This is a genomic window from Aquaspirillum sp. (assembly GCF_055136605.1).
In genome coordinates this window covers 1-12,828 of sequence record NZ_JBSQVP010000062.1, presented here as the reverse complement: position 1 = coordinate 12,828, position 12,828 = coordinate 1, and the positions used below count along the sequence as shown (strand labels likewise).

General features: G+C 49.8%; 12 protein-coding genes. 5 read left to right on the top strand and 7 right to left on the bottom strand.

Going from position 1 to position 12,828, the window contains the following annotated elements; all coding sequences use genetic code 11:
• On the bottom strand, nt 1–556 hold a 556-nt coding region (locus tag ACTBZS_RS10065), incomplete at its 3' end, for a GTPase family protein (RefSeq protein WP_463044023.1).
• A gap of 292 nt (nt 557–848) precedes the next feature.
• Complete coding sequence (locus tag ACTBZS_RS10060; RefSeq protein ID WP_463044022.1) at nt 849–2,012, bottom strand: aminotransferase-like domain-containing protein; 1,164 nt, start codon at nt 2,010–2,012, stop codon at nt 849–851.
• 64 nt (nt 2,013–2,076) lie between these two features.
• Between ACTBZS_RS10060 and ACTBZS_RS10055 the strand changes: the two genes are divergently transcribed.
• Nucleotides 2,077–2,520: a MarR family winged helix-turn-helix transcriptional regulator gene (locus tag ACTBZS_RS10055; RefSeq protein WP_460429923.1), complete on the top strand. Its 444-nt coding sequence runs from the start codon at nt 2,077–2,079 to the stop codon at nt 2,518–2,520.
• A 70-nt stretch (nt 2,521–2,590) separates the two neighbouring features.
• On the opposite strand, the gene ACTBZS_RS10050 is transcribed toward ACTBZS_RS10055, so the two are convergent.
• The 5 genes from ACTBZS_RS10050 to ACTBZS_RS10030 all read right to left on the bottom strand — a co-directional run bounded on the left by ACTBZS_RS10050 (nt 2,591) and on the right by ACTBZS_RS10030 (nt 8,846).
• Nucleotides 2,591–3,475, bottom strand: coding sequence for a DMT family transporter (locus tag ACTBZS_RS10050; RefSeq protein WP_463044021.1), 885 nt, complete (start codon nt 3,473–3,475; stop codon nt 2,591–2,593).
• A gap of 66 nt (nt 3,476–3,541) precedes the next feature.
• Nucleotides 3,542–4,351, bottom strand: coding sequence for a hypothetical protein (locus ACTBZS_RS10045; RefSeq protein WP_463044020.1), 810 nt, complete (start codon nt 4,349–4,351; stop codon nt 3,542–3,544).
• Nucleotides 4,352–4,409: 58 nt separating this feature from the next.
• The gene (locus ACTBZS_RS10040) at nt 4,410–6,029 is read right to left on the bottom strand and encodes a fatty acid--CoA ligase (protein ID WP_463044019.1); all 1,620 of its coding nucleotides are present in this window, start codon (nt 6,027–6,029) and stop codon (nt 4,410–4,412) included.
• 18 nt (nt 6,030–6,047) lie between these two features.
• Nucleotides 6,048–7,211 carry a porin gene (locus ACTBZS_RS10035; protein ID WP_463044018.1) on the bottom strand — a complete coding sequence of 388 codons (1,164 nt, stop codon included), beginning with the start codon at nt 7,209–7,211 and terminating at the stop codon, nt 6,048–6,050.
• A 222-nt stretch (nt 7,212–7,433) separates the two neighbouring features.
• Nucleotides 7,434–8,846, bottom strand: a complete 1,413-nt coding sequence (locus tag ACTBZS_RS10030; RefSeq protein WP_463044017.1) for a sigma-54 interaction domain-containing protein — start codon at nt 8,844–8,846, stop codon at nt 7,434–7,436.
• Between the two features lie 108 nt (nt 8,847–8,954).
• Here ACTBZS_RS10030 and lgt point away from each other — a divergent pair, with 108 nt between their 5' ends.
• The 4 genes from lgt to ACTBZS_RS10010 form a co-directional block, all read left to right on the top strand.
• Nucleotides 8,955–9,806 carry a prolipoprotein diacylglyceryl transferase gene (lgt, locus tag ACTBZS_RS10025; RefSeq protein WP_463044016.1) on the top strand — a complete coding sequence of 284 codons (852 nt, stop codon included), beginning with the start codon at nt 8,955–8,957 and terminating at the stop codon, nt 9,804–9,806.
• Between the two features lie 76 nt (nt 9,807–9,882).
• Nucleotides 9,883–10,722 carry a 23S rRNA (adenine(2030)-N(6))-methyltransferase RlmJ gene (locus ACTBZS_RS10020; protein WP_460429916.1) on the top strand — a complete coding sequence of 280 codons (840 nt, stop codon included), beginning with the start codon at nt 9,883–9,885 and terminating at the stop codon, nt 10,720–10,722.
• A gap of 8 nt (nt 10,723–10,730) precedes the next feature.
• Nucleotides 10,731–11,774 (top strand): tRNA (adenosine(37)-N6)-threonylcarbamoyltransferase complex transferase subunit TsaD, encoded by a 1,044-nt coding sequence (gene tsaD, locus ACTBZS_RS10015; protein WP_463044015.1) that lies wholly within the window; start codon nt 10,731–10,733, stop codon nt 11,772–11,774.
• On the top strand, nt 11,771–12,828 hold a 1,058-nt coding region (locus tag ACTBZS_RS10010; RefSeq protein WP_463044014.1), incomplete at its 3' end, for an ABC-F family ATP-binding cassette domain-containing protein. The genes tsaD and ACTBZS_RS10010, both read left to right, overlap by 4 nt.

Below are 12,828 nucleotides of genomic sequence, written 5' to 3'. Positions count from 1 at the left end.
ATTGTGGTTCGGGTTGGTTGTTTTCTTTATCCCAAAACCGTCCTTTCATCGCCATATCCGCCTGATTGATAGCAATCAATAAGCGACTGGTATCACTGCCCAAGCTTGGAATAATCACGTTTTCAATGAGCTCAAACGACGTGCCTAAATCACGGCTGCTGCCATCGAGAATCACCAACACCAAATCAATCAACAAATTGCCGTCAGCCTCGCGTTTCAGCAACAAATCAGTGATGTTTTTCGAATGGCGACGGTCAGCTTCTTTGCCATCACCCAATCCGGGCGAGTCAAAAAGAATGATGTTTTCCAGCTCGTATTGGGTAATATCCATCGTTTCAGGATCGACCCCCTGCCCAACTTTTGCCACTTCGGTATTAAATAGCGCGTTAATCGTGGACGATTTACCGCAACCAGTCGCACCGGTGATTAAAATATTCACCTTGGTGTTTTTGAGCTGAGTTAAATTACGCAAAATAATGTTTTTCGATTCTTCCGAAATCTGTTGATCTTTCATAACCGAATCAATGATGGCGGATAAAGGGTTATTTGCGTGCATAGACGGCTCCTGATAGGATTGGCGGGTTTTGAAATTGGCGGTGTGGTCAAATAACATGGTGGTGCCTCTCAAAAGAAAATGGATATCAACTGATAAGACCAGATAACAGCAGCGGGACTATCTTTTAGGTGATGGCATCAATCCATTCCTTTGGTTGAGAGCAGATGAGCCGAGTGTAATCAACCGAACCAAAACATGTGGCGTGGCAAGCTTGTCAAAAAGAAAGGGACGATCCGAAAATCGTCCCTTATTTATTTGGCAAAGCAAGCCGCCGTTTTCTCGTTTAGTTCAGCTAGTCATCTAATGCTTTTCTCAACCCCGCAGCCAATCGCGCCACCCCAATTTCAATCGCCTGTTCGCTGGCGTGGCTAAAGTTCAAACGCAGATGACCAAGCTCGACTTGGTTTTCTGGATAAAACGCCTCACCCGGCATCACGGCCAAGCCTTGTTTCAACCAATCGGGCAGTAATAGGCGGGTGTCTAAACGCTCTTTTAACGTCAGCCAAAAGAACAAACCACCAGCAGGACATTGCCAATCGGCGATGTCTGACAACTCAGCTTGGAGTGCGCGTTGCATCACATCACGTTTTTGCCGGTAGTGTTGTTGTAGGGTGTGCAAATGGCTTTGATAGCTGTCCGAACTCACCGCCTGCAACACCAAATATTGCCCAAGGCGGCTGCTGTGTAAGTCGGCGGCTTGTTTTAAGCGCAGCAAATGTGGAAATAAGTCGGGCGAGGCAATTAAAAAGCCAATCCGCAGGCCGGGGGCAAGGGTTTTCGAGAATGTCCCAAGATACACCCAGCTATCGTCGGCGGTCATCTGGGCACACAAGGGCCGTCTTTCGACTTCGTCATACACCAAATCACGATAGGGATCGTCTTCAATCAACGGCACCCGCGCCGCTTGTAAGGCCTGCACCACCTGTTGCCGATGTTCGGCATCGTAACAACTGGCGGCAGGGTTTTGGAAAGTCGGGATTAAATAGGTAAAGGCTGGCTGTTGTTGTAATGCCTGTTGTAAGCGTGGCAAGTCGATACCCGTCGGCGACAGCGGAATCCCCGTGATATCTGCACCAAAAAATTCAAAGCATTGCAACGCCGCCAGATAAGTGGGCGACTCGGTGATAATGGGGGTGTGGGGGTCGATAAACAGCTTGGAGACCAGATCAATCCCTTGTTGCGAACCGGACAAAATCAGCACTTGCTGTGCCTGACAGTCAATGCCCAGTTGTTGCCGTGCATAGTTAGCAACATATTCGCGCAATGCCGGTTCGCCTTCGCTGGGGCCATATTGCGCCAGTTGTTTGGGCAAGGGTGATTCCGATTCATGCCAGAACAACAAAGCCGGATCGGGCAAGCCACCGGCGAAGGAAATCACGTCTGGCTGTTGTGCGGCAGCCAAAATATCGCGGATTAAAGAAGATTTGAGTTGTGCAACTCGTTGAGAAAACGCCATCATCTCACCTTTTACGTCAACATAATTGACGTAATAATGCGGATAATCGAAAAAGAAAGTCAATATGCTTGACCAAAATTCACCCTCTCACCCCAACCAGCCCGACGAGGCAATTGAACTGTTTTTTTATGCTTTTAGAAATTTTACCGCGAGAGCAGATGAGATATTGGCAGAATATGGCCTGCAACGAGTTCATCACCGCATTTTATTTTTTATCGGTCGTTATCCACAGCTCACGATTCAACAGCTGTTATCGATTTTGGCAGTCAGTAAACAAGCGTTGCACGCGCCTTTGCGCCAGCTCACCGAACAAGGCTATATCCTCAGTACTGCCGCTGAGCACGACCGCCGTAGCAAACAACTCACCCTCAGCCCACAAGGCCAAACCCTCCTTGCCCGTCTTAGCGCAGAACAACGAACATTATTAGAAAGTGTGTTTGATAGTGTGGGAACAGAGGGGGAAATGATCTGGAAAGACATCATGCGGCGGGTAGCGGGGTATCATTAGCTCGACTCTTCCCCGACAGACATAAAAAAAGGCACATTACCATGTGCCTTTTCCAAAAGACTTCTCTGATTTAAGACCGCCGCAACGACACCACCGCCACCGCCGCCAAAATCAACACCGCCGCCAACCCCTCTTGCCAGCCCGGTTGCTCACCCAACAACAACGCCCCACCCACCACCCCAATCAACGGTGTAATCAACGATGACAAAGACGACACCGCCACTGGCACCATCATCACAATCCGATTCCACGCCCAATAGCAAAACATAAACGCCACTGTCACGTTATACACCATCCCCAACGCCGGCCATAACGAAGGCCAACGCAGGCTGTCCACCTCGAAGCACAACGCCCCCAACAACATCGGCGCACTGCCTAACAACATCATCCAACCGGTTAACACCGTTGTATTCACCGGCAACACAAACCGCTTCATCAACACCACACCCAATGCCCAACTCCACGCCGCCCCGACCATACACAACACACCCGTTGGCGCCTGCAACAAGGTCTGGACACTCCCCCCCATCAACACAAACACCCCACTCAAACCCAATAACAAAGCTAACAACAAACGCAGGGTCAAGGGTTCACGCAAAATCCACACCGATAACAACACACTCCACAACGGCATGGTGTAGCCCAACAACGCAGCACGTCCAGATGGCAACAACGCCACGCCATAAATCGCTAACGCATTCCATCCAATAATATTAAACAGCGTTAGCCATCCCAGCTGCCGCCAATACTGAGAGGGAATCGCCAACGATTGCTGCCGCCGCGCCAGCGCCAACACCCCTAAACCGCCCAATAACAAACAACTGCCACGAAAAAACAGTGGTGGAATGTCTTGCAAGACAATTTTCATCACCGGCCAATTTAGCCCCCAACCCAATGCCAATGCGGCGAGCAACAACAATCCCTGTGGCGGAAGGCCAGCAGATTTTTGCGACATCGTCTTATTCCCACTCAAGCAAAGACAAGCAGTCTACGCCGAGTTGAAACAAAAAAATATCTTGGCCTAGCTGTCAATTTGTGAGGTTAATTCGGCAATCAGATTGAGTTCAGTGTTTAATTCTTTCGACAGCTGCTGACGATCTTGCTGATTCATCGCTGCTTTTAACAAAGCGGCCAACGCTTTTAACCTTTGCGTGGCTTCGGCAACCAACTGGCGGAATTGTTGATCGAGGGCTTTTTCTTGCTGATTAGCAGCATCCCCATACGACACCGTCACTCGAGGGGTATCCGCCTCGGCTGGATCAGCTTCTTCTGCCGCCGCGCCAGTCTCGGTCTGTGTTTTATCCACCGCTTCTGCCTTATCCACCGCTTGATTTGCCGCACTCAAAGCGGCTTCGGGTGTGGCAGTATTGGCTGTAGCAGCATTCTGCCCTGTTTGCGCCTCTTGTCCACCACTCACGCTGACCTGCAATGAAGGACTCTCCCCTCCACCTGCCGAAGCATATTGCTGCACAGCACCGCGCAACTGCTGTGCGATGTCTTTTAACTGTGCCGCCAATGCTTTCGCCGCTGCCGGTGGCAAACCAACGGCCAGTTTTTGCAACATCTCTAAACGCTGTTTTAACTCTGCCACCCGCGCCATCGCACGCGATTTTTCTTCTTGTCGCTGTTGTGCCAATAACTGTTTCTTTTGCTCATCAATTTCTTCGAGCGCTGCACGCAGTTTTTGCAAAGCCTGTTGCGATACCGACACTTTTTCTTGTGCTATCGCTTCTGCTAGATGGCTCTGGCGTGGTGTCGAACGAGACACACGCTCATCACTCGCCGGTGTCACCACCACCCGCGAAGACAATAAAGAAGGGGCAATCCTCATGATTATGACCTCCACAAAAGCCTATTATCGACTGCCCCATCGCAAAACTGATCGGTAATTAACAGTATTGTTTACGCAGTGCTACCTTATTTAATTTGCCTACGCTGGTATGTTCTAACGTATCGACAAAACGAATTTCATCCGGAACAGCCCACTTGGACAAATGACCAGCCTCAACCACTTGCAACAAATACGTACGTAAAACGTCTACTGTACATATCTGCTTGGGTTTCAATACCACTAAGGCCATAGGTCGCTCTCCCCATTTAGCATCAGGCACCGCTACCACCGCCACTTCACTGACAGCAGGATGTTCCGAGATACGGGATTCTAGTTCTAGGGAAGAGATCCACTCGCCACCTGTCTTAATCACATCTTTTAAACGATCAGTAATCCGTAGCGAACCACGCACATCCATCACACCAATATCATTGGTATGCAGGTATCCCCCTGCCCATAAATCAGCACTAGCCTCAATATTTTTGTAATAACCCTGTGTCAGCCAAGGACTACGCACAACTACTTCGCCAGGTGTTTTGTCGTCTTGAATAACCGACTGCATTTCTGGACTTACCACACGCAAATCAACAAGAGGAATCGTTTGACCCGTTCGAGCACGCAGAGGAACCTGTTTTTCTGCTGATAACGCTAATTCTGCAGAACTCAAATGTGCCAAGGTTAGGATTGGGCAAGTTTCAGACATCCCATAACCCGTAAAAACATCCATCCCAAAACGAGCCGCCTCTACCGCCAAACCTGAAGGCAAAGCCGATCCACCAATCACCATTTTTAAGCCACGCAGACGTGTCGTGCGTTCAGCAAGCGGATTTTTCAACAACATATGCAAAATAGTCGGCACACATTGTGAGAAAGTCACATGCTCTTGTTCAATCAAATGTAATAAGTGATCTGCTAAATAACGTCCGGGATAAACCTGTTTGATACCTAATAGCGTGGCAACATACGGTAATCCCCACGCATGAACATGGAACATGGGAGTAATTGGCATATAGACATCTTCTCTATGCAAGCGCCCATGTGCTGCGGCACTTCCCAACGCCAATGCGCTGCTTAAGGTGTGTAAGACTAACTGTCGATGTGAGAAATAAACACCTTTTGGCAGTCCTGTTGTGCCAGTGGTATAAAATAAAGTCGCGCGTGTATTCTCATCGAAATCAGGGAAAATAAAGCATTTTCCAGCATATTCGGCTAATAGTGCCTCATATTCTCCTGCCCACGGTAAGCTAGATTGACAAGCACCGCCTTCGTCGTCTAGCAAAATAAACGTTTTTACCGACGTGAGTTGGGCCGCAATATGTTCAATCACCGGTAAGAACTCTCGATTAAGCAACAACACTTTTGGTTCTGCATGATTCAGTGTGTACAACACCTGATCAGAAGCAAGACGCACATTGACATTGAATAGTGTCGCACCCAACGATGGCACTGCAAAATAGCATTCTAAATAACGATGGCTATCCCAATCCATCACTGCAACCGTGTCCCCCATCACCACCCCTTGTGCGCTTAACATTAAAGCAAGTTGCTGAATACGCTGCCAAGTCTGTTGATAGGTATGGCGGGTGGTGCCACGATAGACAATTTCTTGTGCCGCAGTTTGTTGTAATGGAGTGTGCCAAAGTTGTTTGAGTAACAGTGGATACGTGTAAGCAGTCATGATTTTCCTTGAGCAGGGTTAGAAAGTATGGTTGATACCGACCATCAATGTACGGGGGTCAGCGCCTTTGCCAGCAACACGTCCGACCGTGCTGTCGTTTAAGTTAGCCGTCGACACAAAGGTGTATGCCGCATTGCTGTCATTCAGGATACGAGCATATTCTGCAAACAGTAGCGTACGTTTTGACAACGAGTAGCTACCAATTAGGCTGATAAAGCGGGCACCTGTGTCCTGTGTGGTCGCACCACCACTGACATGACTCTCAACATCATCGGCCTGCCCAAGATGGACTCCCATATAAGCAGCAGGGCTGAAGGTTTGGCCAAGATGAACGCCATAAGCATTTCGACTGACTTTCCCTTCGGGAAACCGCGTTTCTAGGCGTTCAAAACCAACACCTAACACGGTACCTGAGCCAAAGTGATACATCGCCACCGCTTTCACGGCTCGCGAACGTGTCCCCTCAACTGTCATCGACGGTGGATAATGGGTATAACCGCTACCCAGAAAACCATTGCTATCACGACTTTCCAACCACACAACGTTAGCAGCTAACTTAGCGTCTTTATAATCAAGCTCGCCCTGTACTGCCCAAGGATCACTTTGGCTTACCCCCTGTTTTTCTGCGGTGGAGAAACTGAGGGTACTCGATACCCCATACCAACTCGGCGTCTCATAACGCAAAACATTTGGGGCTCGACCGCCAGTTAGCGGTGCAGTAGGACGATCTGCGCGTGGTGCATACCCACCGAACGTCCCAAATAAGGAAAGAATAGAACCAGCAATACCGGTGCTGATAATCCGCCGATCCATACCAGGGATATGCGACGTCCAATAGATGTCGTGTCTCCCTGCTAGCAAACGGCCCCATTGTCCCTTTAATCCAACATAGCTGTTGCGATTGGCAAAGCCACATTGACGACATTCATCTGGATTAATGTCCTGTTCAACTTGCCAAATCGCACTCAATCCATGCCCTAAATCTTCGCTTCCACGAAAGCCCATATAAGATAGATTGCTGGTCACACGCTGCATTGATTCGATATCACGACCGTCTTTTGCACCTTTGGCAGCAATGGTTTCAAATGCCAAATTGATCTTGCCGTATAACTGAACGTCTGCTTGTACCCACGTAGGAAATAATCCAGCGCTAAGCCAAATCACTGGCCATGTTTTCTTCATCATTTCTCCTGAATTTATCGTTATATCACCGTGATACGGTGTTCAGGCTATCGCAAAAAACAGGCCAGCTTTTCAAGTGTTTGTTTTAATTCAAAAAATAGATATGCTTAAGCGTCTTTTGTCTCTAACAAAGACAAGAAAAATATCAAAAAAACATAACACGTTGAATATTAAAGTTTATTTAAATTCTACAAACGGAGACAAACTATCTCTTTTATGAGACTACAGAGAAGGGGAAGATGACGTGATTTGATGATATTGGATTTTTTTATATAACGTGGCACGTCCAATCCCAAGTTGTTTTGCCGCAGCAAAAACATTGCCCCGATGAGTTGCCAACGCATCACAAATGACCCGCCGTTCACATTCAGCCAGTTGTTGTTGTAGAGTCAGAGAAACGGTAGTGGGAGAAATCGAGTCAGAAGCTTGGGGTAGCACTGTTTGTAACTCATTCACACCGAGAGTTAACGTATCAAACAAGGTCACAGCTTGCTCCAACACATTCCATAGCTCACGCAGATTGCCCGGCCAATCATAGCGTGTTAGCCATGCTAAACCTTGTGGATCAATGTCGCGTGGGACTTCTCCTGTGTGATCAGCAATACGTGCCAAGATGTGCTCACAAAGCGCAGGCAGATCTTCTCGACGTTGTCGTAGGGGAGGTAAAGTCAGAGGTAAGACGTTCAAACGGTAATATAGATCGGCACGAAATTGTCCATTGTGTACCATCGTTACCAAATCTCGACTGGTTGCTGTGATAATACGCACATCAATGTGTTGAACCTGATTCGACCCTAAGGCCTCAAACTCCTTTTCTTGTAAAACTCGCAAGAGTTTAGCTTGAAGGGATAAGGGCAAATCGCCAATTTCATCCAAAAACAAGCTTCCGCCCTCTGCAAGCTTAATTTTTCCTTCGCGACCACGCCGGTCAGCGCCAGTATAGGCACCTCCTACAGCCCCAAACAATTCGCTCTCTAATAAAGTTTCAGGAATCGCCGCTACATTAAGCGCGACGAATGGCCCAGCTGAACGTGCACTTTCAGTATGAATCGCATGAGCAAATAATTCTTTACCTGTTCCTGTTTCACCTAATAGCAAAACAGCCCCTTGCCCCCGAGCAACACGCCGTGCCCGACGTTTCGTTTCTTGCATCACTGCTCCATGACCAATGATGTCAGAGAGCGAATATTTAGTAGCTCGACTCCGAGTTAAAGCCTGTCTCACCGACGCTAACTCAGCCTCTAGACGTCTAAACTTAGCTAACAATGGTTTCAAATGTTGACGGGTTTCATACAAAGCAAAACCAATCGCACCGACAATTCGTCCTCTTTCATCTTTGACTGGTACCCGTGAAATAATGAATGAACGCTCACCTACCGTAAAAATATCGAGTAATACGGGTTCACCAGTGGCTAAGACCTCTGGCATCCTAGTATGAGGGGTGAGTTCGGCAATCGGACGACCCAACACTTGCTGCAGCGGCAAAGCCAACGCCTCAAGGTAGGTTTCATTAATCCAAATAACCTGTCCCTGACAATCAACAGCAATCGCACCTTCGCAACGTTCTGCTAACCACGAAGCCAATGAAGAAGCAATTTGTTGTCGCCAAATCGATAAGTCGGCAGGAAACGCCATGTGATTTTTTTCCATGTGCTGACGATATAACAACTCACCCCTTGGCACAAACCATCCTCTAAGCGGAAATGATAAGATGCCGCCTCTTTCTTTTGTCACGAGGTGTCTGTGCTGATTCATCCTCAATTTGATCCTATCGCCGTGAGCCTTGGCCCACTTGCCATTCGTTGGTACGGGCTGATGTATCTGGTGGGTTTTGTGCTGTTCATTGTGTTGGGCAGTGTGCGGATTAAACGCGGTTACAGCGTCTTTACCCGACCGATGCTAGACGACCTGTTGTTCTATGGCATTCTCGGCGTCATTCTTGGCGGTCGTCTTGGCTATGTTGTGTTCTACAAGCCGGCGGAATATCTTGCCGACCCGCTATCCATTCTCAAAGTCTGGGAAGGTGGCATGGCGTTTCATGGTGGCTTTTTGGGGGTGTTGGTGGCGATGGCGTTGTGTGCGCGCAAATATCGCCTCAGCTTTCTCCAAGTCACCGACTTTATTGCACCACTGGTACCGCTTGGACTGGCCACAGGGCGGATTGGTAATTTCATCAATGGCGAATTGTGGGGACGGGTTACCACACCCGACTCAGCATGGGCAATGGTCTTTCCACAGGCCTATCACGAAGACTTACGCACCGCCATGCACAACCCAACGCTGATCGAGTGGATGAGCCAATATGGCGGCTTGCCCCGTCATCCCTCACAGCTCTATCAATTCGCCCTCGAAGGCGTGTTGTTATTCCTGATTTTGTGGGGCTATTCCAATCGACCCAAACCGGTTGGCTGCGTCTCGGCGTTATTCTTAATCGGCTATGGCAGCTTCCGTTTTATCGCCGAATTTGCGCGCGAGCCGGATGATTTTCTCGGTTTGTTGGCAATGAATTTGTCGATGGGACAATGGTTGTCGTTACCCATGATTGTGATTGGTGCCGTGTTGTGGGGAGTCAGTAGCCGACGCCCTCGGTATTAAGCACAATTGCGCTGTGCGCGGGCAAGCAGGCATCGGGTACAATCCTTTGCTTTCTTGCCCGTTTTTTTGGTCTTGCATGCTCAGCTATCGTCACGCTTTCCACGCCGGCAACCACGCCGATGTGCTCAAACACACTATCCAACTGGCTTTGTTGGACTATCTCAAACAAAAAGACAAACCATTTTGGGTGGTGGATACCCACGCTGGTGCCGGTGGCTATGTCTTAGACTCTGACTTTGCCTTAAAAACGGCGGAATGGCGGGATGGCATTGCCCGTTTATGGTCACGTCAAGACCTGCCGCCGCTGTTAGCAAATTATGTGGATCTGGTGAAAAACCTACATGGTGATGACGAGCTACGCTATTACCCGGGTTCACCTTGGTTTTCATTACAAGCCGCACGCGACAGCGAACACCTGCGCTTATTCGAGTTACATCCAACAGATTTCCCCCTGCTGGCACAAAACATCTGCGACCCTCGCGTGCGTAGCGAACAGAAAGATGGGTTTGCTGGATTAAAAGCGGTACTCCCTCCGCCACCACGACGCGCCTTGGTGCTGATCGACCCACCCTATGAAGATAAAAAAGACTATCAGCGGGTGGTCAGTTCGCTACAAGACGCGCTCAAACGATTTGCCAATGGGGTGTATGCGGTGTGGTATCCCTGTTTGCAGCGATTTGATGCCCGCGATTTACCAGAACAACTCAAACAGCTCCCCGTAAAAAGCTGGTTGCGCGCTGAATTGCATGTGCAAAGTCCGGCCAGCGATGGTTTTGGGATGCACGGTAGCGGTATGTTTATCCTCAATCCGCCGTGGACACTGGCACAACAGCTCGCAGATACCTTGCCTTATCTTGTTCAGCACTTGGGACAAGACTCTGGCGCCCGATTTGTGTTGGAACAGCAAAGCGCATAGGACACGTTATGTTAGTGCTTGGAATTGAATCATCTTGTGATGAAACTGGCGTGGCTTTATACGATACCGAACACGGTTTACTGAGCCATGCGCTACATACACAAATGGCGATGCACGCAGAATATGGCGGCGTGGTGCCAGAATTGGCCAGCCGCGATCACATTCGCCGTGTGTTGCCTTTAACGCGGGAATGTCTGCAACAGGCGCAAAAAACCCTAGCAGACCTCGACGCGATCGCCTACACCGCTGGCCCGGGTTTAGGGGGGGCGCTGTTGGTCGGTTCGGCTATCGCCAATGGTTTAGCGTTTGGCCTTGATATTCCAGTGATTGCAGTGCATCACCTCGAAGGCCATCTCTTATCGCCGATGCTGGCCGATCCTCGCCCCGAATTTCCGTTTGTGGCTTTGCTGGTGTCGGGGGGGCATACCCAGTTAATGGCGGTGCATGGCATTGGCCAATACGAAACACTGGGGGAAACCCTCGATGATGCCGCTGGCGAAGCGTTTGATAAAACAGCAAAACTGCTGGGTTTACCTTATCCGGGTGGCCCTGCATTATCAAAATTGGCCGAACAAGGCGATCCGAACCGCTTTAGCCTGCCACGTCCGATGCTGAAAAGCAGTCACTTGGACATGAGTTTTTCTGGTTTAAAAACAGCGGTGTTGACCTTAGTACGCCAACAAGAACAACACGGTGCGATAGATGACACCACACGCGCTGACATTTGCCGCGCCTTTCAGGATGCAGTGGTGGATGTGCTTCTGCATAAATCCGCCGCTGCATTAAAACAAAGCGGTTTACGGCGGTTGGTGGTTGCTGGTGGGGTCGGTGCCAACCGTCAACTACGCGAAGCACTCAATCAATTTGCCGCCAAGCAGCATATCGATGTGTTTTATCCGCCGCTGTCGTTATGCACTGACAACGGCGCCATGATTGCCCTCGCCGGTGCCATGCGCCTGCAATATGCCCGTCCCGCTGCTGGCTTTAGCGTGTTCCCTCGTTGGGAACTGGCCAGCCTGCCGCGCCTTAATCCACCACAGGATGCCGCATGATTCAGCTTAAAAATATCACGCTCCGCCGTGGCAACAAGGTGGTCTTACAAGAAGCACAATTGACCGTCCACCCCGGCCAACGGGTGGGGGTAGTCGGTAAAAATGGCGTGGGTAAATCCAGCCTATTTGGTCTGTTGCGGGCCGAATTACACCAAGATGCTGGTGAATGTAGCTTACCTGCCGCATGGGTGATTGCCCATGTTGCCCAAGAAACCCCAGCTCTGAACAGTTCCGCCTTGGATTATGCACTGGATGGCGATAAGGAATTGCGCCAGTTGGAAGTGGCACTGGCCGATGCCGAAGCGCGGCACGATGGAGAGGCCATCGGTCATCTGCATGATGAAATGGCACGCATTGATGGCTATGCAGCGCCAGCCCGCGCAGCGCGTTTGTTGGCAGGGTTAGGTTTTTCAGAAACGGCACAACAGCAACCGGTAGCCAGTTTTTCTGGTGGTTGGCGAATGCGTTTAAATTTGGCACAAGCGTTGATGTGTCGTTCTGATTTGCTGTTACTCGATGAACCAACTAACCACCTCGATTTAGAAGCGGTGTTGTGGTTGGAAGATTGGCTCACCCGTTACCCGGGCACTTTGTTGCTGATTTCCCATGATCATGATTTTCTCGACACGGTTACCAGCCACATTGCCGAAGTCGCCAGCGGCAAAATCACGCTTTACACTGGGGGTTATAGCGACTACGAACGGGCACGCGCCGAGCGGCTGGCACGTGAGGCCGCCCTGTATTCAGCGCAACAAAAACAAATTGCCCACCTCGAAAACTTTATCCGCCGCTTCAAAGCCAAAGCCACCAAAGCCCGACAAGCACAAAGTCGTGTCAAAGCGTTGGAACGCTTAGAGCGAGTGGCGTGCGCCCAAGTCGATTCGCCGTTTTCGTTTGAATTCCGCGATCCAGATAGCCAACCCTCGCCTTTGGTGCGGTTAGAAGGGGTCAGCATCGGCTATAGCGATATCCCACTGTTACAGCGTTTGGAATTGAGCGTTGAGGCAGGGGCACGAGTGGGTCTATTGGGGCCGAACGGGGTCGGGAAATCGAC

What these genes read in the sequence shown, in the direction of transcription:
- ACTBZS_RS10060 (WP_463044022.1), bottom strand. Translation starts at nt 2,012, where the DNA reads ATGGCGTTTTCTCAACGAGTTGCACAACTCAAATCTTCTTTAATCCGC.
- ACTBZS_RS10055 (WP_460429923.1), top strand. Translation starts at nt 2,077, where the DNA reads ATGCTTGACCAAAATTCACCCTCTCACCCCAACCAGCCCGACGAGGCA.
- ACTBZS_RS10050 (WP_463044021.1), bottom strand. Translation starts at nt 3,475, where the DNA reads ATGTCGCAAAAATCTGCTGGCCTTCCGCCACAGGGATTGTTGTTGCTC.
- ACTBZS_RS10045 (WP_463044020.1), bottom strand. Translation starts at nt 4,351, where the DNA reads ATGAGGATTGCCCCTTCTTTATTGTCTTCGCGGGTGGTGGTGACACCG.
- ACTBZS_RS10040 (WP_463044019.1), bottom strand. Translation starts at nt 6,029, where the DNA reads ATGACTGCTTACACGTATCCACTGTTACTCAAACAACTTTGGCACACT.
- ACTBZS_RS10035 (WP_463044018.1), bottom strand. Translation starts at nt 7,211, where the DNA reads ATGAAGAAAACATGGCCAGTGATTTGGCTTAGCGCTGGATTATTTCCT.
- ACTBZS_RS10030 (WP_463044017.1), bottom strand. Translation starts at nt 8,846, where the DNA reads ATGGCGTTTCCTGCCGACTTATCGATTTGGCGACAACAAATTGCTTCT.
- ACTBZS_RS10020 (WP_460429916.1), top strand. Translation starts at nt 9,883, where the DNA reads ATGCTCAGCTATCGTCACGCTTTCCACGCCGGCAACCACGCCGATGTG.
- tsaD (WP_463044015.1), top strand. Translation starts at nt 10,731, where the DNA reads ATGTTAGTGCTTGGAATTGAATCATCTTGTGATGAAACTGGCGTGGCT.